Annotated in this window: 15 protein-coding genes; 10 read left to right on the top strand and 5 right to left on the bottom strand. The window is 34.6% G+C overall.

Features of this window, described 5'->3' with window-relative positions:
* Position 1: 1 nt before the first annotated feature.
* The 8 genes from BLT57_RS12495 to BLT57_RS12460 all read left to right on the top strand — a co-directional run bounded on the left by BLT57_RS12495 (position 2) and on the right by BLT57_RS12460 (position 8729).
* Complete coding sequence (locus tag BLT57_RS12495) at positions 2-1315, top strand: ABC transporter permease (protein WP_091426112.1); 1314 nt, start codon at positions 2-4, stop codon at positions 1313-1315.
* Positions 1300-2196 (top strand): mechanosensitive ion channel family protein, encoded by an 897-nt coding sequence (locus BLT57_RS12490; RefSeq protein ID WP_231928700.1) that lies wholly within the window; start codon positions 1300-1302, stop codon positions 2194-2196. The genes BLT57_RS12495 and BLT57_RS12490 overlap by 16 nt, the downstream gene beginning before the upstream one ends.
* A gap of 28 nt (positions 2197-2224) precedes the next feature.
* Positions 2225-3109 (top strand): DUF6268 family outer membrane beta-barrel protein, encoded by an 885-nt coding sequence (locus BLT57_RS12485; RefSeq protein WP_231928699.1) that lies wholly within the window; start codon positions 2225-2227, stop codon positions 3107-3109.
* A 2-nt stretch (positions 3110-3111) separates the two neighbouring features.
* Positions 3112-4275: a sigma-54 dependent transcriptional regulator gene (locus BLT57_RS12480; protein ID WP_091426110.1), complete on the top strand. Its 1164-nt coding sequence runs from the start codon at positions 3112-3114 to the stop codon at positions 4273-4275.
* A gap of 6 nt (positions 4276-4281) precedes the next feature.
* Complete coding sequence (locus tag BLT57_RS12475; protein ID WP_091426109.1) at positions 4282-5160, top strand: PPK2 family polyphosphate kinase; 879 nt, start codon at positions 4282-4284, stop codon at positions 5158-5160.
* 168 nt (positions 5161-5328) lie between these two features.
* On the top strand, positions 5329-6732 hold the full coding sequence (locus BLT57_RS12470) for a M20/M25/M40 family metallo-hydrolase (protein ID WP_091426107.1): 1404 nt from the start codon (positions 5329-5331) through the stop codon (positions 6730-6732).
* A gap of 4 nt (positions 6733-6736) precedes the next feature.
* Positions 6737-7318: a hypothetical protein gene (locus tag BLT57_RS12465; RefSeq protein ID WP_091426812.1), complete on the top strand. Its 582-nt coding sequence runs from the start codon at positions 6737-6739 to the stop codon at positions 7316-7318.
* Between the two features lies 1 nt (position 7319).
* Entirely contained in the window at positions 7320-8729 is a 1410-nt protein-coding gene (locus BLT57_RS12460; RefSeq protein ID WP_091426105.1) for a carboxypeptidase-like regulatory domain-containing protein, read from the top strand.
* Between the two features lie 165 nt (positions 8730-8894).
* Here BLT57_RS12460 and lysA read toward each other — a convergent pair whose 3' ends face one another.
* The gene (gene lysA, locus BLT57_RS12455; RefSeq protein WP_091426104.1) at positions 8895-10100 is read right to left on the bottom strand and encodes a diaminopimelate decarboxylase; all 1206 of its coding nucleotides are present in this window, start codon (positions 10098-10100) and stop codon (positions 8895-8897) included.
* A 212-nt stretch (positions 10101-10312) separates the two neighbouring features.
* Here lysA and sucC point away from each other — a divergent pair, with 212 nt between their 5' ends.
* Positions 10313-11503 (top strand): ADP-forming succinate--CoA ligase subunit beta, encoded by a 1191-nt coding sequence (gene sucC / locus BLT57_RS12450; protein ID WP_091426102.1) that lies wholly within the window; start codon positions 10313-10315, stop codon positions 11501-11503.
* 321 nt (positions 11504-11824) lie between these two features.
* Here the strand turns inward: sucC and BLT57_RS12445 are convergent, their stop codons facing one another.
* Positions 11825-12073 carry a DUF1456 family protein gene (locus BLT57_RS12445; RefSeq protein ID WP_091426100.1) on the bottom strand — a complete coding sequence of 83 codons (249 nt, stop codon included), beginning with the start codon at positions 12071-12073 and terminating at the stop codon, positions 11825-11827.
* A gap of 591 nt (positions 12074-12664) precedes the next feature.
* On the opposite strand from BLT57_RS12445, the gene BLT57_RS12440 reads away from it, so the two are divergent.
* On the top strand, positions 12665-13066 hold the full coding sequence (locus BLT57_RS12440; RefSeq protein ID WP_091426810.1) for a hypothetical protein: 402 nt from the start codon (positions 12665-12667) through the stop codon (positions 13064-13066).
* Here BLT57_RS12440 and uvrB read toward each other — a convergent pair.
* From uvrB to BLT57_RS12425, 3 genes are all read right to left on the bottom strand, one after another.
* Entirely contained in the window at positions 13063-15069 is a 2007-nt protein-coding gene (uvrB, locus tag BLT57_RS12435) for an excinuclease ABC subunit UvrB (RefSeq protein WP_091426099.1), read from the bottom strand. The two genes, BLT57_RS12440 and uvrB, sit on opposite strands and share 4 nt — an antisense overlap.
* Before the next feature lie 118 nt (positions 15070-15187).
* Positions 15188-17518, bottom strand: a complete 2331-nt coding sequence (locus tag BLT57_RS12430) for a T9SS type B sorting domain-containing protein (RefSeq protein ID WP_091426097.1) — start codon at positions 17516-17518, stop codon at positions 15188-15190.
* A gap of 71 nt (positions 17519-17589) precedes the next feature.
* Positions 17590-23271: a T9SS type B sorting domain-containing protein gene (locus BLT57_RS12425; protein WP_091426095.1), complete on the bottom strand. Its 5682-nt coding sequence runs from the start codon at positions 23269-23271 to the stop codon at positions 17590-17592.
* Positions 23272-23446 lie beyond the last annotated feature (175 nt).

Below are 23446 nucleotides of genomic sequence, written 5' to 3'. Positions count from 1 at the left end.
AATGAACCATCTACCGCTTATAATAAAGAGAGAATATTTAACAAAGGTTAGAAACAAATCGTTCATTATCATGACCTTTGTTAGTCCGTTAATTATGGTTGCACTTATTGTGGTTGTTGCTTATTTGTCACAACTTAGTAGTGATAAAGAGCGCAATATATCTGTGTTGGATGAAACAGGTGTCCTCAGTGAGATATTTGAAGATACAGAGCACACAAAATATACAGTGCTCACTGATACAAGTCTTGAGACGGCAAAAGAACTTATTAAGGCTAAGGAGGATTTTGGTTTATTGTACATTCAGAAAAGTGATGATATGGAATCGATTTTGTCTCATGTCAGTTTTTATTCAGATGAATCACCATCATTGTCAATTATCACTAGTTTGGAACGAAAAATAGAAAAGAAACTAGAAGATGAAAAGCTACAGAATAACGGTGTTAATATAGCGCAAATTGAAGCTTCTAAAACCAATATAAGTATTTCACAAGAAACCTTTACCGGTGAAAAAACATCTAAAATAGATAGTTATTTAAAACTTGCTTTTGGTGGTGCTGCAGGTTATTTATTGTTCATGTTTATCATTATCTATGGTAATATGATCATGCGTAGTGTTATAGAAGAAAAGACAAGTAGAATTATTGAAATTATTATTTCTTCTGTGAAGCCAATACAGTTAATGTTAGGTAAAATTATTGGCACGTCTTTGGCTGGAATTACACAATTCGCTATTTGGTTGATTTTAGGTAGTATATTGATTTTTGTGTTATCTGCGATTTTCGGTATTAGCATAGCTGAAATGCAAACCCCACAGCAAGAAATGATGAATCAAGCTATGCAAAATGCCGATATGGCAAATGAAGTGCAATTGGCAATGCAATCCTTCTATAATCTGCCTTTAGCAAATCTAGTTATCGCATTTCTGCTCTTTTTTATTGGAGGTTATTTATTGTATAGTTCCTTGTATGCTGCTGTTGGTGCTGCAGTAGATAATGAAACAGATACGCAACAGTTCATGTTGCCAATTATTATGCCTCTTGTTTTAGCGGTCTATGTTGGTATTTTTACTGTAATCGAAGACCCTCATGGCACAGTTTCAACAGTTTTCTCGTTTATTCCCTTTACATCACCAGTTGTGATGCTCATGCGAATTCCATTTGGAGTTCCTATTTGGCAACAAGTTTTATCATTTACTATATTGGTAGGGACTTTTGTGTTTACCGTTTGGTTTGCAGCTAAGATCTACAGAGTAGGTATATTAATGTATGGTAAAAAACCGAGTTATAAAGAGCTTTATAAATGGATAAAATATTAATTATGCAAGATTTATCTACAATCGAAGAGTCAATAACAGGTAGTTCGGCTTGGGAAGGTTTTAGAAACTTTCTCAATCTTCATATTGATTTTAGCGAGAACATCCGGATTTCAATTTTAGATATACTGATGATGATAACGGTGATTTTTATTACCACAATCATTTTAAGATTAATTTTTAAGGCATTCACTAGAAATTTACCCAATGATGACAAAAAGAAATTTAATGTTGTTTATGGATACTTTAGGTGGTTGGTATATATCATTATTTTATTGATTACAATGCATTCTGTTGGTGTAAATGTTACTGCAGTATTTGCAGCATCTGCAGCGCTGTTAATTGGAGTTGGTCTTGCTCTGCAAACTTTATTTCAGGATATTATTTCCGGGATATTTATACTTATAGATCAATCGGTGCATGTGGGTGATATTATCGAAATTGACGGCAAGGTTGGTCGCGTAGAAGAAATTAAACTGCGAACAACTAGAGCGGTAACTATAGATAATAAAGTATTAGTTATTCCTAATCACTTGTATCTCGAAAATAGCTTGTATAATTGGACTCAAAATGGCACGTCTACAAGAGAAACCGTTGAAGTTGGTGTTGCCTATGGAAGTGATGTGCAATTAGTAAAAAAATTATTATTACAGGCAGCTACAGGCCATCCTGAAGTATTAAATATTCCTGAACCATCCGTATTGTTTACTCAGTTTGGTGAAAGTTCTTTAGATTTCAAATTAATCTTTACCATAAATAATAGTTTTAGAGCACAATTTCCCAAAAGTGATATACGTTTTGAGATTGATAAATTATTTAGAGAACATAAGGTGGCAATTCCATTCCCTCAGCGAGATATTCATATCATTCAGAAGCCACAATAACATCTAAAGAAGAACACAAACGATATCTATGTTAAAAACATTCAGTAAAGTTATGCTCATTAGTCTATGTGGCTTTTTTGCTCATACGGCATCTGCACAACTTACGGATTTAGCACGTTTGGAATATTCATTTATACCTAAAAGTAATTCTGAAGATCAATATACTAGATTACGAGCGCTTGTTAATTATCCTATTAAAACCAAAGAAGATTGTTATTTAGTGATTGGTGCAGAATATAATAGAATCATACTCAATCTCGAAGATAATTATCCGTTTGATGCGTCACTTATAGAATCTATTCAAGTTATCGACTTAAATATCGGTTATACGTTCAAAACCAGTGAGAATTGGAGATTAGGATTTAAATTTAATCCGCGAATCGCCTCTACCTTAACAAATTCCTTGACATCAGATGATATTTTTATAAATGGCGGTGCATTTGCAATTACAGATAGAACGAAAGATGAAACAATCAAAAGACCCTATCGCTTAACCTTAGGGTTAACCTATAACACTACAGCAGGTGTTCCTTTTCCATTACCATTCGTAAACTATTATAGACGGGTGAATGAAAAATGGTCGTTTTCAGTAGGTGTTCCAAAGTCTAATATTAAGTATTTTTTTAACGAAAAAAGTATATTTCAAACCTTTGCAGGATTAGATGGTTATTTTGCTCATGTTCAGCGTCCACTATTAATAGACGGTAAAAAAGTCAATAATATTTCTTTATCTCTAGGTGTTGGAGGGCTTGGCTATGAATATTTATTTACAAAACACCTTGTAGCTTACATGTATGCCGGCTATACGTTTAGGTTAAATAATGTATTACGTGATGAAAATAGAGATGAAGTTTTTAAATTAGACGATGTAAATGCTTTTTATCTAAGAACAGGAATAAAATTTAAATTATAATAATGGCAAAAATATTAGTAATAGAGGATGAAGCGTCAATAAGACGTGTTTTGGTAAAAATACTTTCAGAGGAAAATGATGCTTATGAAGTAGATGAGGCCGAAGATGGTTTAGTTGGCATTGAAATGATAAAGAAAACCGATTTTGATTTGGTGCTCTGCGATATTAAAATGCCTAAAATGGATGGTGTTGAAGTCCTGGAAGCCGTAAAAAAAATAAAACCAGAAATACCAATGGTCATGATTTCAGGCCATGGCGATCTCGATACAGCAGTAAATACTATGCGTTTGGGTGCCTTTGATTACATTTCAAAACCACCAGACTTAAATAGACTCCTAAATACAGTTCGTATTGCTTTAGATACAAAAACGCTGGTAGTTGAAAATAAAATGCTCAAAAAGAAAGTGAGCAAAAAATATGAAATGATAGGTGATAGCAAGGCCATTTCACAAATCAAGGACATGATAGAAAAAGTGGCAGCTACCGATGCTAGAGTACTTATCACAGGGCCTAATGGAACAGGTAAGGAACTTGTTGCACATTGGCTACATCAAAAAAGCGCACGTTCTAAAGGACCTTTAATTGAGGTGAATTGTGCTGCAATACCATCAGAGCTCATAGAAAGTGAATTGTTTGGTCATGTGAAAGGAGCCTTTACTAGCGCTGTTAAAGATAGAGCAGGAAAATTTGAAGCGGCCAATAGTGGAACAATTTTCCTAGATGAAATTGGAGATATGAGCCTGTCTGCTCAGGCCAAAGTATTACGCGCATTACAAGAAAATAAAATTCAGCGTGTTGGTAATGACAGAGATATTAAAGTTGATGTTCGTGTAGTCGCTGCGACCAATAAAGACTTAAAAAAAGAAATAGAAGAGGGGAGATTTAGAGAAGATTTATACCATAGATTAGCAGTTATCTTAATCAAAGTTCCAGCTTTAAATGATCGCCGTGAAGACATACCATTACTAATTAAACACTTTGCTGCTAAAATCGCTGAAGAACAAGGGAATGTCAAAAAAGAGTTTTCAGATAAAGCTATTAAATTATTACAAGAATATGATTGGACTGGAAACATTCGAGAATTAAGAAATGTTGTTGAGCGTTTAATCATTCTCGGCGGTAGAGAAGTGAGTGAAACTGATGTGAAATTGTTTGCATCTAAATAAAGTATTATGGAGAACATAAATATCAATCAATTTAAAGTCAATGAAAGTATTCAACTAAAAAATGTAGCTACAACTTTTGATTTAGGTGCAAGGAAGAAAGCGATTGAAAAAGAGCTTGAAGAGGTTCGTGAGAAGTTAGGCGACTTTCAGAACACCATTTATGCACATGGTAAATATGCAATCCTGATTTGTATTCAAGGTATGGATACAGCTGGGAAAGATAGTATGATTAGAGAAGTGTTTAAAGATTTCAACACGCGTGGAATTGTAGTACATAGCTTTAAGGTGCCAACTGAATTAGAGCTTAATCATGATTATTTATGGCGACATTATATTGCACTTCCCGCTCGCGGTAAATTTGGTGTTTTTAATAGAACGCATTATGAAAATGTTTTAGTCACAAGAGTGCATCCTGGATATATTTTAGGAGAAAGTCTACCTGACGTTAAGTCTATTGATGATGTCAATGATGCTTTTTGGACAAAACGATTTCGTCAAATTAATGATTTCGAAAAGCATATTGTTGAAAATGGAACCATCATATTTAAATTCTTTCTGCATTTGTCAAAAGAAGAACAAAAAAACAGATTGTTAAGACGCTTAAATAGAACCGAAAAACATTGGAAATTTTCTCCAGGTGATCTTAAAGAACGTAAACTATGGGATTCATATCAAGAGTGCTATGAAGATGCTATTAATCGTACATCAAAATCTCATGCGCCTTGGTACACAATTCCGGCAGATGATAAGCCTACCGCCCGTTATATTGTCGCACGAATTTTATATGATACCCTAATTCAATATAAAGATATTGTAGAGCCAGAATTAGAGGCTGATATTAAAAAGAATATTGGAGATTATATAAAACAACTTGAAAATGAATAAAAGATACGTGGCGCATAATGTAAGTACCGGTAAAGCATTGTGTTTATGTCAATCTAAATAGAAGGATAGGTTTAAATTAGACGCTCACTTGTGAGATTTTTAAGATTTCTTTATAAATAGACATCGGTTTAAATAGTATCTTTAGGCTTCACACTAAAACACCAACACATGAAGCAATTGACTACTATTCTAATATTCTGTATATCTTTTCAAATTTCAGCACAAACAGATGCTGAAAATGTCAAAGCTATATTTAAAAATTCATTAACCAATGGTATGAGTTACCAATGGCTGGATCACTTGTCTAATCAAATTGGAGGTCGACTGTCGGGTTCGTTAAATGCCGAAAAAGCAGTACAATATACCAAAGAAGAATTTGAAAAATTAGGCGTGGATAAGGTGTGGTTACAGCCTGTTATGGTGCCAAGATGGGTGCGAGGAGCACCCGAATTCGCCTATATAGAAACGTCTCCAGGAGTAACTACAAACGTAAATATTTGCGCCCTTGGTGGGTCTATAGCGACACCTAATGGTGGTATTAAGGCTAATATTATAGAAGTAGGATCATATGAAGATTTGAAAACTTTAGGAGAAGCGCAAATCAAGGGGAAGATTGTATTTATAAATCGACCAATGCAAGCAGATTTAATTAACACTTTTGAAGCTTATGGCGGATGCTCAGCTGAACGCTATCGTGGAGCTGCCGAAGCTGCAAAATATGGCGCAGTAGGGACTATTGTGCGCTCTCTAAATTTGAGATTAGACGATTATCCACATACTGGGAGTATGGGTTATGGTGATTTGCCAGTGAACCAACGCATACCATCTGCAGCTATTAGTACTAATGATGCTGAATTGTTAAGTGGCATGATAGCCTTAACGAAAGACTTAAAATTCTTCTTCAGTCAAAATTGTAAACAATTAGATGATGTGCAGTCTTATAATGTTATAGGTGAAATTACCGGTAGTGAGTTTCCTAATGAAATTATTGTAGTTGGTGGACATTTAGACTCGTGGGATTTAGGAGATGGATCTCATGACGATGGGGCAGGAGTGGTCCAATCTATGGATGTATTGCGATTATTAAAACAAAGTGGTATTACACCGAAACGCACAATTAGAGCTGTTCTTTTTATGAATGAAGAAAATGGATTGCGCGGAGGCCGTAAATATGCTGAGGTTGCAAAATCCAAAAATGAAAAGCATGTGTTTGCACTAGAAAGTGATTCTGGCGGATTTACACCGAGAGGATTTAGCTTTCAATGTAATGATGCAATGTTAGCTAAAATACAAAACTGGAGACCATTATTTGAACCCTACCTTATACATTATTTTGAAAAAGGCTACAGTGGTGCTGATATTGGACCATTAAAAGATGACAATATCGTCTTAGCTGGCTTAAGACCAGATTCACAGCGCTATTTTGACCATCATCATGCCTCTAATGATACTTTTGAACATGTGAATAAGCGCGAACTAGAATTGGGTGCTGCATCTATGACCTCCTTAGTTTATTTAATAGATACTTATGGAACCGAAACCATTACAAATATCGAAGAACTTAAAGATTAAAAATATGATTAGAAATAATACGCTAATTGTGTTTTTGGTTTTACTCTCAACACTAGCTTATAGCCAAGATAATACCAACGAACAATTACCTTATTATGAAGTTCCAGAATATTCAGAAAGCTTTTCTGCAGGAACAGTCGCTGCTAGAATGGTAGATGCTTTAGGATTCAGGTTTTATTGGGCTAGCGAAGGCCTTAATGGTACCGATTTGGAATATAAGCCCAGTGAAGATGTGCGCTCAACTGCTGAAACCATTGATCATATTTTAGACTTGTCTTACATCATTGTAAACTCAACTTTGAAACAAACAAATGGTAAAATTAATTCGTCAGAAATGAGTTATAATGAAAAACGAAAACAAGTACTCATCAACCTTAAAACTGCTGCCGATATATTGAGAGAAAGTGATGATATATCACAATATAAAATCATATTCGGAACTAATGAAATACCATTTTGGAACCAAGTAAATGGTCCTATAGCAGATGCAATATGGCATTGCGGACAGTTAGCTTCATTTAGACGATCGAGTGGAAATCCTATAAATTCTAATGTGAACCACTTTCGTGGAACGGTTAAACAGTAGTATGAAAAAGAGTTTTAATACCATTATTTTTTGTGTAATCACAAGTTTGGGTTTTTCGCAATCCCAAGAACTATTAGGGCAACTCCTCGATAGTAAAACACAACAGCCTGTTGTTTTTGCTACTGTTGCTGTAAAAGATCAAAATGTTGGTGTCATTGCTGATGATAACGGTAATTTTAGACTACCTATTAAATACAAAACCAATGATAATATTATTGTCATTTCTTGTATTGGATATAAAACTTTAGCAATTAATGTAAATACGTTAATTGTGGGACAGCTAAACATTTTAAAAATGGTACCGCAAATTGAATCGCTGGATGCGGTAACCATAGTTGCCAATAAATCAAGACCAAAAGAAGATTATATTCCAGCAAAAGATATTGTCAAGAACGCTATTTTTAATATGCGCGTCAATTATCCCACAAATCCACATTCCTATATAGGCTATTATAGAGATTATCAAATATTAAATAAGAAATATTTTAATCTTAATGAAGGTATAATGGAAGAGTTTGATGCGGGATTTCAAACTAATAAAGTCTTCTATAAAGACAATCAAACAGCCATATATAGTTTTGAGCAAAATGAGAAATTTCCACAAGACTCTATGCTTACTGTGGCTTATGATAATTATAATTTTAAATTCATGGAAGCCGCAACACTTTCGGATTTTGGAGGAAACGAGTTAAGCATTTTAAATATTCATAATGCCATTAGAAACTACGAGAAGAAGTCGTTCTCTTTCGTTGATGTATTTAAAGAAGACTTTTTATATAATCATGAATTTCGAGTCACAAGTAAAATGTACCTGGATGACAAACCTATTTATGAAATAAAATTTTATGCGATTGAACAGGTCACAGGAGTAGAAAATACTGCAGATGGTACAATTTATATCGCTTACGACACCTTCGCAATTCATAAGTTAGAATACAATGGTTATCTTAAAAATGACCAGCGCCCGTTTTATTCTGTAACTGTGGAATATAAACCTAAAGGAGGGAAAATGTACCTCAATTATATTTCATTTTACAATCGATTTAAAGTGAAAAGTGGAGACAGTTTTAAAATTGAGACTATCGAGTTTGATCCATCGCAAAAAGCCTTTTTGGTGAAATTCAGTAATAAAATTGATAAAAGTACAATTGCCAAGAAAAGACGATTTAAATTCAAATATAATGACGAACGACTTAAAATTAATGACGTTAAGCTCATATCTCCAAGACGTCTTAAAGTAAGTATTGTCAATCGTTTTGGAGATGAAGACTTAGCTAATTTCAAAACGTTGACAGGTATAGAATACAAAATTAGAAATGTTGCTGATTTAGCAGGAAGACAATTGGATGAATTGTCGTTTTTGAATGTGGATCAATTTAGAGAGTTTTGTACAACAAGTGTTTACAAATAAACAACTTGCTAACAATTTAAAGTTTGTCAATAAAGCAAGTATGCTGCGAGAAGCTTCCATAAATGATAATAAGATTGAAGAGGATACTTATTGGATAAATTCTCCCTTAAAGATTATTAAAAACTAAATCTATAAAAAAAGGCAAGTCATGACTTGCCTTTTTAATTATAGTGCTATTTCCACTTGATTGTGAAGTATATCTTTGATGGTTTCACGTTTTCTTATGAGATGCGCGTTATTCTTATACCATAAAACTTCTGCAGGACGATAACGTGAGTTATAATTTGAAGCCATTGAAAAGCAATAGGCTCCAGCATTTTTAAAAGCTAAAATATCATCTTCAGTAATCTCTGTTATACGTCTGTTATTAGCAAATGTATCGGTTTCACAGATATAGCCTACCACTGAATAAAAACGTTCTTTTCCCTTCGGATTAGAAATATTAATAATCTCATGCTGCGATCCGTATAACATCGGACGAATTAGATGATTAAAACCAGAGTCTACCTGTGCAAAAACCGTGGAAGTTGTTTGTTTAACCACATTCACACGAGTCAAAAAATAGCCAGCTTCACTCACTAAAAATTTACCTGGTTCGAAAGCTAAGGTGAGCTCTTTTCCGTAGGCTTTACAAAAGCCATTAAAGCGTTTGGTTAGTTTTTCACCTAGTTCTTCAATATTGGTTTCAATATCGCCGGTTTTATAGGGTACTTTAAACCCAGAGCCAAAATCAATAAAGTCTAAATTCTTGAAGTTCTTTGCTGTTTCAAATAAAATCTCACTCGCATATAAAAAGACGTCAATATCTAATATATCACTACCTGTATGCATATGGATTCCGTTAATGGTCATCTTTGTATTTTCTACAATTCTGAGCAAGTGCGGAATTTGATGTATGGAGATTCCAAATTTACTATCAATATGTCCTACTGAAATATTCGTGTTACCACCAGCCATAACATGAGGATTAATTCTGATGCAAACTGGTGTTTTAGGGTGTTTGGTTCCAAACTGCTCTAATACTGAAAGATTATCAATATTGATTTGAACACCCAGATTTGCCGCTTTCTCGATTTCCTCTAGTGATACACCATTGGGTGTGTAAATGATGTTTTCAGGCTGAAAGCCTGCTTTTAAACCAAGTTGAACTTCTTGAATTGAAACCGTATCTAAACCCGATCCCAGTTGATTAAATAATTTTAAAACGGAAATATTGGACAATGCTTTAACAGCATAATTCAACTTTAACTGTTTGACCTTACTAAATGCTGAAGTTAAACGTTTATACTGAGCAGTGATTTTTTCAGCATCATAAACATAAACCGGACTTCCGAAGTCCTTTACAATCTGTAGTAAGGTGTTTTGTTCCATTATTTTCAATTTAAATTAAGCTACAAATTTACTTGGTTTTTTTTAGACAAATGATAAGGAAATCTTAAAAATTCAATGGTTTTGTTATTGAATTTAGCGTAATGATAATCTCGCTAAAAAGATTGGTAAAATCTTTTAGTATGTTTATTTTTGTGCTCGTAAAAAATGACTTCGCAAAAGTAGTCGCATACGAACTAAAATTTTAAACCCTTATGAATTTACACGAATATCAAGGAAAAGAGTTATTAAGCAGTTTTGGCGTACGTATTCAACGTGGTATTGTGGCTCAAAATGCTGATGAAGCAGTTGCAGCAGCTAAGAAGTTGACTGAGGATACTGGAACTGGCTGGCATGTGATTAAAGCCCAAGTTCACGCTGGTGGTCGTGGAAAAGGTGGAGGAGTTAAGTTGGCTAAAAGCTTAGAAGAAGTTAAATCAATTGCAGGACAAATCATTGGAATGGATTTAGTAACACCCCAAACTTCAGCAGAAGGTAAGCGTGTGCACCAAGTTTTAGTAGCGGAAGATGTATACTATCCTGGTGCTTCTGAACCAGAAGAATATTATATGTCTGTATTATTAAATAGAGCTAATGGACGCAACATGATTATGTATTCTACCGAAGGTGGAATGGATATTGAAACTGTTGCTGAAGAAACACCACATTTAATTTTTACTGAAGAAATTGATCCAGCAACAGGAATATTACCTTTTCAAGCGCGTAAGATAGCTTTTAATTTAGGTTTGTCTGGAGCAGCTTTTAAAGACATGACGAGATTCGTGACTTCATTATACAAAGCATATGTAGAATCCGATTCGTCATTATTTGAAATTAATCCAGTATTGAAAACTAGTGATGATAAAATTATGGCAGTTGATGCTAAAGTAACTTTAGATGACAACGCCTTATACAGACATAAAGACCTCGCCGAATTACGTGATTTACGTGAGGAGAACCCAATAGAGGTTGAAGCAGGAGCCTTAGGTTTGAACTATGTAGACCTTGATGGAAATGTTGGTTGTATGGTAAACGGAGCGGGACTTGCAATGGCTACCATGGATTTAATCAAACAAGCAGGAGGAGAACCAGCTAACTTTTTAGACGTTGGTGGTACTGCTGATGCTGCTAGAGTAGAAGCTGCATTCAAAATTATATTAAAAGATCCAGCAGTAAAGGCAATTTTGATTAACATTTTTGGAGGTATCGTACGTTGTGATCGAGTTGCTCAAGGTGTTATAGATGCATATAAAAATATGGGTAACATAAATGTACCCATTATTGTGCGTTTACAAGGAACCAATGCAGATATCGCTAAAGAATTAATTGATAGTTCTGGTTTAGATGTGATGAGCGCAACAGAATTCCAAGAAGCTGCGGATAAAGTACAAGCGGTTTTAGCTTAATACTTTAACTATTATAAAAAAAAGCGCTCAATTTGAGCGCTTTTTTTATGTTCTAAATGTAAGCTCAGTACTTTTTTAGGGTGTCGCTATTCTATCAACCATTTCGATGTTACCTATGATTGTTATAATACAAACAGACTACGGACTTATCACTCGGTAATACTAATGGATGACATGGAAGTTCATGTGTTTTAATCTAAACACCTCTTCTTGGGGTTATTGAAATATTTGAAACCGTTTTTTTAATTAGCACAAAATCAAAAATTCCTAACAATTCCATGAAATAAAATTAGTACTCAATGTTGTAATTGATAAAATAATTTAGTCTTTCTTTTTTTTTGCTTTTGGCATTGGGCCACGCAAATGAATGACTAATCCATTAAGAAAATTTCGTAATATTTGATCACCACACTCAACATAGTTGGGATGGTCCTCACGTCTAAAGAAGGCATTTAATTCACTTTTTGAAATTCTAAAATCTACAAGCTCAAGAATTTTTACAATATCTTCGTCACGTAATTTGTGCGCTACACGCAGTTTTTTAAAAATGTCGTTATTAGTTAATCCCATTATTGATTAATTATTAGCCATTGAAAAGTATAAAAAAATATACTCTAAGAACATATTTTGTGTTTCGTCTTCAATGAAATTGTATTAATTATATTCGTTTTTAGGTCGGCTATTTAATAGAAAATCAACCAACATCTTTGATAGGATGCTATTGTTTTAATTTATTCCTAGTTTTAAAAAGCTTAAAGTTTCAGCACTATATTATAACGTTACCAGCGTATAAATTACAGAATGGATTTCAAAAAGCCATCCAACTTCGCTATACGTTTCTGAGTACATAATGATCGCATAAAAACAACACTAAAACACTAATCTTTTTTAAAGACAAAAGCATAAAACGAAAGTACATAAAAATATAGAATAAGCAGGATTACCGTTCATCGATAATATTTTTCTAATCCTAAAAAATCGGTGAACTGCATGGTCATTGTAATGTGCTGATAAACAGAATTTTAATAATTAAAAACGCACGAACGTAAGAAAACAACGACGAAAGGCACTTTTTTTTTCGATAACCTACGATTAAACTAGGATAAGTTTTTAAACAAAGGTTTTAAATTTATACAACTAATAATCATGAATCCCTCTAATATGATAAATCGTGTTGAGAAGCTAAGTTTACTATCTGAAATGATAGCCTTTGCACAGACTGACGAAAATATAAAATCCATTGAATATAAATTTCTAGCTAGCATTGCCAAACAGTTAGATATTTCAAAGGAAGATTTCAACTATTTATTTGAACACCCAGTTAGCTATGTGCATTTAAAGTCACATAGTGAACGCATCGTACAATTTCATCGATTGGTATTATTAATGAATTTAGATCAGGATATCACTAATAAAGAACTCGTGAAACTGCATAATTTCGGTTTGCGAATGGGATTAAGTCATGAATCTATTAATCGCGTGCTAGATTTGATGGATAGTTTTCCAAATAAAATTGTACCGCCAGACTTTTTAATTGATATTTTCAAAGTACAGTATAACTAAGATACCTTAAGCTTCTCTAATTTTTCTTGATATCCCTTAATTTCATCACGCAATTGAGCTGCAATAATAAAATCTAAAGCTTTTGCAGCCTGCTCCATCATTTTACGCTTTTCACGGATTTTCTTTTCGAGCTGATTTTTAGTCAGATATTCGCTTTCTGGTTCTGCAGCTTTTGCAGCTTCCAATTCATAACTGTAAGTGCTTACTGAATTTTTAGATAAGGCATTATCTAAACTTTTATTTAACGCTGTTGGTGTAATATTATGTTTGGTATTGTAAGCGATTTGTTTTTCACGTCTGTATTCAGTTTCATCAATTGTTTTTTGCATGCTTTTGGTAATTTTATCAGCATACATAATTGCTTTTCCATTAAGATGTCGCGCAGCTCTTCCAACGGTTTGTGTTAATGAACGTGCAGAACGTAAAAATCCTTCTTTGTCGGCATCTAGAATGGCAACAAGCGACACTTCTGGTAAATCCAAACCTTCACGAAGTAAGTTGACACCTACTAAGACATCAAATACGCCTTTTCTTAAATCTTGCATAATTTGAACACGCTCTAAGGTGTCGACGTCACTATGTATATAACGACATCTGATTTGAATCCGATCTAAGTATTTCGTTAGCTCTTCAGCCATTCGTTTGGTTAACGTTGTTACTAATGTACGTTCATCTTTTTCAATACGCTGCTGCATCTCTTCAATTAAATCATCAATCTGATTTAAACTCGGACGTACTTCAATAACTGGATCAAGCAATCCTGTAGGTCGAATGACTTGCTCCACATAAACACCATCGGTTTTTTGTAGTTCGTAATCTGCTGGTGTGGCACTCACATATATTACTTGATTTTGCAAGGCTTCAAACTCTTCAAATTTTAATGGTCTGTTGTCCATGGCAGCCGGTAATCTAAATCCGTATTCTACTAGATTTTCTTTACGACTTCGGTCACCACCATACATGGCATGAACTTGCGAAATGGTAACGTGACTTTCATCAACCACCATTAAAAAATCTTCAGGGAAATAATCTAATAAGCAAAAAGGCCGTGTTCCCGGTTGTCGTCCATCTAGGTATCTTGAATAGTTCTCAATCCCAGAGCAGTAGCCTAATTCACGAATCATTTCCAGATCAAATTCTGTGCGTTCTTTCAGACGTTTCGCTTCCAAGTGCTTCCCAATTTCTTTGAAATAATCATACTGTTTTACGAGATCGTCTTGGATTTCTCGAATTGCACCTTGTAAAATATCAGGTGAGGTGACAAACATATTAGCGGGATAGATATTCAATCGGTCATAATGTTCAATCACTTCATTGGTTTGAATATTAAACTGTTCAATATCTTCAATTTCATCACCAAAAAAGTGAATCCGAAATGCATCATCGGCATAGCTTGGAAACACATCAACTGTATCTCCTTTTATTCGGAAATTTCCATGTTTAAAATCAGCTTCTGTTCTTGAATATAAACTTTGCACAAGACGATGTAGCAAATCAGTTCTTGAAATTTCCTGATTGACTTCCAATGAAATGACATTCTTCTGAAATTCAACAGGATTTCCAATACCATATAAACAAGAAACGGACGCAACAACAATGACATCCCGTCTACCAGATAATAGGGAGGAGGTTGTACTTAAACGCATCTTCTCTATCTCCTCATTGATGGATAAGTCTTTTTCTATATAAACGCCAGAGGAAGGAATGTAAGCTTCGGGTTGATAATAATCATAATACGAGACAAAATACTCCACGGCATTCTCTGGAAAAAACTGTTTAAACTCAGAGTATAACTGTGCTGCTAATGTTTTATTGTGTGCTAAAACGAGTGTTGGTCTTTGCACGTCTTCAATCACATTGGCGACGGTAAATGTCTTACCAGATCCCGTAACACCTAGAAGTGTTTGGTATTTCTCGTTGGTATTGATGCCATTAACTAATTGCTTGATGGCTTGGGGTTGATCTCCTGTGGGTTTGAATTCAGATTGGACTTTAAATTTCATATAAATGGCTGCACTGCTCTAGACTGCACAATATTAATGTTTAAGGGTATTCAATGTTTAAAAAAACGCTCATTATAGGATGTATAACATCCTTACGATGATTTGTAAAGTTAATCAATTAACGCTTTAACGCAAAGTGACCTGTATAGGTTCTTCCATCAATTAAACGCACTACAAACCAGTAATCATCGCTTGGTAAAGCTTGCCCATTTAGAGTGCCATCCCAACCAACACTGGTGTTATCAAATTGTGTAATAAATTTGCCGTAACGATTAAATATTTTTACTTCCATACTTCGATTGAAGTCTGCATTCACTCCATAAACTTGCCAACGTTCGTTGTATGGGTCACCATTAGGTGTAAAAAATTTCGGAAATCCTAAAACTGAAATCGTTTGTTCTGTGAGGCCACAGCCATTGATGTCTCGAACAAAAACGGTATGGAAACCGGGTTCGACATTAGTGAAAACAGAGTCTCCTTGAAACTCACCATTTAGATCATCTAAAGCAAATTCATAGTCTCCTTCTCCCGATACTTCAACACTAACCGTATTATTGTTTAAACCTTCTGTAACGTAAATGTTCTCTATTGTGGCAATATTTGACGCTAAGACAGTAATGGTTCTGCTTGCAGAACATCCATTAGGGTCAGTGACAATAACTGTATAAGTACCAGGCTCATTAATGTCATTAAAAGTGGTGTTCACTTCAGTCAATGCACCGTTAAATAACCACTCATAATAATAGTTATTTGGTAAGTCGTTTAAAATACCACCAGTGAGTGTTATCATTTCAGGAAAATCGTTTAAGCAATAGATAAATGTCTCATCTTCCATTAATACAGGGGTGTATAAGACTTCAAGTTCAGCCGTTGAAATAGAGTAGCATTGATTATTGCTTTCTACCTTCACATAAATTGTTTGGTTGAAAGGTATTGTATTCTGAAATATGCCAGATAAGATATTCACCTCTAAAAAGGCATCTTCTTCGGTCTCATAGAAACTCACATTCGCATTTGTTGGAATTTGAGAACTAATAGACGTTGTTATATCATTTAAGTTAAATTCAGTAAAACCGTCAGCAATCTCACCATCACAAGCATCTAAACTAGGAATAATAAGCGTATTGTTTGATATTTCTAGTTGTATTTCAGCAATACTATAACAACCCGCTTGATTTATTACGCGAGCATAAACTGTCTGGAATGGTATGGTATTCTCGAAATTGTTCGGATTTGTAATGGGATTGGAATTTTGATTAGCCTCATTTTCAGACAGAAAAAAACCACTAATACCAATAGAATTATTAGCATTGGTAACTATAGGTTCTATATCATCTAAATCGTAAAAGGTCAAAGCGTCTTGGTCTTGATCACATTCAGTTAGTAAGGCGTCAAATACGATTGGGTTATCAGCATATTCTATAGTAACTTCACCAAATAGCACACAGTTATCACGAGTCACTTCAACACTATAAAAACCACCTTCGGAAACGTCTAATGAAGCATTGGTTTCTCCCATGAGTTCTACGCCATCTATAAACCATTTATAGGTATTGGTAGCTCCAGGTTCGTCGGTTTGTATTGTAATGGTGTTATTGCCGCAAACCGCTGTTCCAGATTGGACTAGGCGATCTGGACCTATATCAGTTGACAATCTAAAACTTCCTGCTTCTAAAAACACGGCAGAGTCAAATCTGTAGTTTTGCTCATCGGCAATGACGAGCTTAACGTGATACGTTTCATTAGGGACGACAGTCGCTGTTGCTGTAAGAACTGTTGTTTGTCCGTTGAAATTTATAGGTGTATTTGCACCATTAAAACTTTCAAAATAGGCTTCGTTCTCTGCTGGACATCCGCCAGGAATATCAGGATGAACGGTAGTCACTTTTACAGGAGTTTGGGTTCCTGGTACTAAAGCGATATTGGCATATTGTTGGTTATTTATAGGTCGGATTAAAAAGCCAAATAGGTCAGAAAACTGACATGTATTTGGGTTTCCTTCTTGATATTCTTCCGAAGCAAAGATATAGCGAAAACTAATTTCATTAGCAACAGAGGTGAAATCAAATTCTAATATGGTTGCATTTGTGGTATTCGATTCGTTCAAGACAAACTCTAGGTCTGCGTCGCCTTGCCAATCCGCTGCATCATCATCACTTAAGGAAGTATTTGGACCTGGCACATTAGATAATCGACCTGTACTCAATACAATGCCGCTTTCAAAGGGGAAATTCGTCCCAGCAGCATCAAAAAAACCAAAGCTTTGTTCCGTATTTCCGAAGTCGCCACCTACAACATTAGTGACGATAACATTGTCTATACAGTCGCTATCGATGAGGATATCTTCGATTAATTGTTGTGCTGTAAAAGACGCACTATCTACAGAGATATTTTGACCGAAGGTCATCACTGTAAATAAAAAGCAAAAGACGAATAGCGTAAATTTCATTTGCAATTTTTCCGATTGCAAAGATACACACTGGATAACGTAGTAAAACTAAAAAAGTGTTAAGTTTTAATTTACAGGCGCAAGGTAAAATGCCCTTTTACTTGAAACGAAATATTTTCTTTTCTAACATCTGCCACAAACCAATAATCGTTAGCTGGCATGAGATTACCGTTATAAAAGCCATCCCATCCTCTTGAATTAGAGGTGAGTGTTTTAAGCAGTTTTCCGTAGCGATCATAAATGTAAACGATTGTTCCAGTAAGGTTTTCTACACCTGTAATGTGCCAAGTATCAAAATAAGAGTCATTGTTTGGTGTAAAGAATTTTGGAGCATCAATAACCACGATTTCTTTCGAGACTTCACCGCAGCCATTTAAATCTATAATCGTAATGGTATGATATCCTAAACTTACATTTTCAAAGACATTGGATTGTTGTGGCGGATTATCATCTAATTGATAAGAATAATTTCCAATACCACTTACGGTGACAGTAATATTATTAGGGTCTGAAAAGTCCACCGATTCTGTAATTTCTATGGTAGCAGCTTCAGATTCTGAAACACTAAATATACGAGTTGTTTCACAAGCATTAGGCGTTGTCACCGTCACAGAGTACGTCCCAATATCTGTGATTTCAATTTCAGGAGAGGTTTCTCCTGTAGACCATAGATAGGTATCACCAATATTATTTGTGTTAGCACTAACTAATAATGGTAAATTATCTAAACAGACCACTTGGTCATCTATATCTATAATAGGTTTTTCAAAAACCACTGTCATAAATTGAATAATGCTATAACATCCAGTTGTATTATTTTCAATTCGAGCATAGATCGTTTCGTTGGTCATGGCATTATAGGTATTTCCTATACTACCCAAGCCTTCATCTGCTAAAATGTCATCAATATAATAAGTGATCGTAAAGTTATTTGGATTTTGACCGCCAAGAATTTGTGTATTCTGTTGAGTTAAATTGAATTCAAAAAATCCATCATAATCATCATCACAGACTTCCATATCGGTGGGCTGATTAGCAACAGGTAATGGATTTATTTGCAAGGTAAATTCATAAATAGTAAAGCAATGTGTTGTTGAAAACTCCACTCTTGCAAATAGCGTATCATTGTTAGTTTGATAGTTATAAATCGTATTTAAAACATTAGTTTCATTTCTAGCATCGTCTTCCGTAGTATAATAACTCACTAACACATTGGCAGTTTGGTCAAGTAAAGTTGAATTTATTGCTGTAAGATCTATGGTATTTGTATCGTTAGCACAAGCTTCATACGTTCCGAAGTCATTAATCGCTGGAGGTAAGTTAACATCAAGGTCAAGGCTAACAGATGTAAAACAGTTAGCCACCTGATTGTATACTTTAATAAATACGGTTTGTGGGTTAGATGTGTTTTGATAGGCAGTCGGAGTCGAAATCACATTTATATCAGCATTTAAATCGGACATAGATTCAAAGTAAGAAATCACATTATCTGGATTAATTGTACTAAAGAGTTCTCCCTCTGAGAGTGTCAGATCAAATATTGCTAATCCGTCAAAATCTTCATCACAAGTCTGCAATGTAGTTGGGGTATTAGGATGGGTGTTAACGATCAAGTTAAACTGTGTTGTACTAAAACAGCTGGTCGTATTATTTTCAATGCGCACAAATATGGTTTCACCATGCAGTCCCGTATAATTTTCTGGTAATGGATTCGCAGCTGTGTTGGCGTTAGCTATATTAGTATAATAGCTAACGGTATAATTTGAATTATTTTGATTTCCAAGCACTTGACTATTTTGTGAAAATAGATTAAAACTTGCCACATTATCATTAGACGCGTCATCACAAGCTTGTAAATCGTTAGGTTGATTTGCAATAGGTAACGGATTAACTACGATATTGAAACTATAGATAGCGAAACAAGAGGTGTTATTGAAAGCAACACGAATAAAAATAGTGTCATTATTGGTTTGGTATGTATAATTGGTACCTAAAGCATTAGTCATGGCTTCGGCATCTACTAAAGAATTATAAAAACTAAAAGTTCGATCAGTTGTATCATCAACAGCTACAGTAAGAATATCATTCAAATCGAAACTACTATTTATATTGTCACAAATCTCGTACGTCTGGAAGTCATTGATTACAGGTGGTAAATTAACGATGAGTTCAAGAGGAACAGCAACAAAACAATTTGAGATTGTATTGGTGATTTTAATAAAAACTGTTTGTGGATTTGTAAGATTAGTATAACTGTTTGGGTTTTGAATAGGATTAGTATCAGACTCTAAATCGGCCATGGTTTCAAAATACGTCACGGTAATATTATCTTGTCGTACATCAAGAACTTCAAATTCTGCTTGTGTCAGATCAAAGGTTACAATACCGTCATAATTATGATCACACATCATAATTGGTTGGGCCAGATTTACTTCAGGTACTTGAATTACATTAAGTTCGAAACTGGCGATAGAATTACAGATAGTACCATTGTCAATTACAGCAAATAATTGTTGCGGATTTGCTGTATTTGCATATTGTAAAGGGACTGGGTTAACTTGATTTTCAGCATTTGACAATGACGTATAGAATGTAATATCTAGTGTATCTGTAATGCCTGCTGAAATTTCTGAAATTTTTACATTCAGATCAAATATTTCACTACCATCGTTAGTAATATCATCGCAAACAAACCAGTTGGTAGGCTCGTTAAAAACGGGATTTGTACCCACTTCAATTGTAAAATCTGTTGTGTCGTAACAATCAGCATCAGTAAGATTTTGAACTCTTACAAATATCGTTTGTGGGTTAGATACGTTTTGATATGCTATATTTTTATCAATAGGGTTGGTGTTATTATCTGCATCAGTTTGATTTAAAAAATATAATACTTCCTTACCTAGTTGGCCATTTAATATTTCGGCATCTTTAGTAGCAAATATAAAATCAGCTACATCATCACTAGCATTTTCACAGATTCTATAATTCGAAATCGCAATAAATACTGGAAGTGTATTGACTATAATTTCAAAACTTTCTGTTGAGTAACAGCCTGTATTTGTATTTTCGATCCTTGCGAAAATCGTTTCCGTATTTGCTGAATAGGACGACGGAGTAGCAATCGGATTAGTAGAATTGTCAGCATCGTTTTGTGTATTATGAAAGGTAATTAGTCGCTCTGTTAAATTAGTTACCAGTTCGGTTATTGTAGTATCTAAATCAACAATAGACACACCATCTTGATCGTCATCACATATTACTATATCTGAGGGTTGAGTCGAAATAGGTGCTGGGAGTACTTCAATATCAAAAGAATTAATGTCAGCACATGAAGTCGCATTTGCTGTGATTCTTGTGAAAATGGTTTGTGGATTACTCAAGTTAGTATATAGAGTAGGTAAGGGGTTATTATTTGTATCAGCATCATTTTCAGTCGCGAAATATGTCACATTATAATCGGCAGTCTGACCAGCCGTAACTAAAACATCAAAGCTGCTTAAATCAATGAGTGTAAACCCATCTTGATCTGTATCGCATACGGTCTGCATATCAATAGGGTCAAATTCTACAACAGGTAAAAGAGTAATAATAAATTCAGAAATTTCTTGACACGACGGACTCGTTATAGTGATATATATAGTTTGCGGGTTTGATGTAGGTATAAATGGTACAGTTGGATCAATTGGATTGATTTGATTATCGCGATCGTCTTCTGTTAGGTAAAAATCAATATCAATATTGTATTCCATTACCTGTTCGACATCGTTTATAAAAGCAGTGGTAATATTCAGTAAATTAAGTTCTACGATACCATCATTACCATAATCACATCTGGTTTGATCTTGAATATTAACAGCCGTTAATAATAAATTAGTATGCACCTCAATTGGAGTTGTTGAAGCACATCCTGTAACGGCATCTTCAACTCTAATAAAAATGGTCTGTTCGTTGATTTGTATGTTGTTATAGTTGGTTTCGTTAGCAATAGCATTTATCCCTATATCGGCATCCGCCTGAGTTTCATGGAAGGTCACGTTGACACCTGTCAAGCCTTCGAGTACATCATCAATAATAGTGGTTAAATCAAAAGTAGCAAACCCATCGTGATCTGAATCACAGGCATCAATATAATGATTGTCTGTATTGATTACAGGGTTGTTTAATACTTCTATGTCTAAACTAGTGGTTGAAGCACATCCTGTGATTGAATTGATAACATTTACAAAGAGTGTTTCTATAGCTTGTGTATTTACATAAGGTAACGGAATAGCATTCACACCGTTGTCAGCATCATTTTGTGTATAGTGATAAGTCACTATAAGGTCTGAATTACCATTTGTAATTTCATCATCTTTTTGAGATAAATCTACTGCGGTAAAACCGTCAGCTGTAGCATCGTCACACACCAATAAAGGTGTTGGAGTTGTAATGTTTGGTAAGGGGTTTACGATTAAATCAAAGCTTTGATATGCTAAACATCCGTTGATGGTATCCTGAATTCTAATAAATATGGTTTGCGGATTTGAAGTGTTCTGGAAAGCACCAGAAACAGCATTACTGCCATTTTGGGCATCTATAGCTGTTAAGTGATATGAAATTGTGTAAGTTGATGCCGGAACAGCCGCTAATACTTCTGTATCTTTAGTTGCAAGATCGAAAATTTCAACTTCATCGGCACTTATATCGTCGCACAACTCATAATTTGAAATAGGATTAGCTGTTTGAGTTGAACTCAAGGTAACCGTTATAATATCTTCAATAAGACATGTAGAACCTGCTAGAGGTATTTCAATGGCGACTCGGTAATCTCCAGATTGAGTCACGTTAAGCGTTGTTTGAGATTCTCCAGGAATAATAGTATTATTTAAATACCAGGTGTACATCGCTGCGGGATTGTTGATGTCACCATTTAGTGTGATGTCTTCTGCACAGGTTTGAATATCTGCTCCTAGGTCTACAGTGGCATCAAAACTATTACCTTCTATAAATACTGCAGAATCATAATTTCTATCCGTTTGATCAGCAATGATTAATTTAATATGGTATTGCACATTGGGTTGTATTGACGCATTAGCCGACATGACCGTGGTACGACCATTATAATTCGTATCGCCTAAATTATAACCTTCAAAAAATTGATCATTTGAAGCGGCACAAAAACCAACAATCTCATCATGTATGGTATTGGTGTTTACGGGAGTAGCGGTTCCAGGAATAACAGCAATATTCACATAAGGGTCGCTCGTTCCTGCTTCTTTAATTAGAAAAGCAAAGCCGTCAGAATACTGACAAGGAAAGTTTCCAAAATATTCTTCAGAAGCTAATATATAATTGAATTGTATTTGGTTCGCAACCGATACAAAGTCAAATTCTATCGATGTCGCGTTTAATGTTCCTGTGATTCCTAATGCAGTTTCTAAATCTATATCGGTAGCCCAATTAGGTTGCCCTTCATTTAATATTGAAGTGTTTTCTGTATTTCCGCCTGAGGTAGCATTACCCGTAGATAACATGATGCCATTTTCAAAAGGAAAGTTAGAAGTCGCGCGCTCAAAATATGCAAAACTGTTAAAACCATTGATTTGACCATTAACTTGTGACTGAATGTTTGAAGTTTCTACACAACCTTGAACAAGGTTGTTAGTAATTAACTCTTGTGCTGAGAATGAATTATCAATACTTATTTGCTGAGCATTAACCTGACAGCATAATAGACATGCAATGATGAAGAGGGATTGTTTTAAAAATGTCATTTGTAAGCGGTTAAGTTTATGGTATCAATAAAGATTAGTTTGGGACTATAAATAGTATTGATATCCTATTGGGTTGAAAAGTAGGGTTAAATAAGTCGAAATGCAAAAAAAGACGACGAAACGCATAAAACTTTAACATTTTAAAACAAATAGCTCCGTTATAAGCTGTTTTAGT

It is taken from the genome of Formosa sp. Hel1_31_208 (assembly GCF_900104785.1).
Taxonomy (GTDB): Bacteria; Bacteroidota; Bacteroidia; order Flavobacteriales; family Flavobacteriaceae; genus Psychroserpens.
This window is presented reverse-complemented; position numbering and strand designations above follow the sequence as displayed.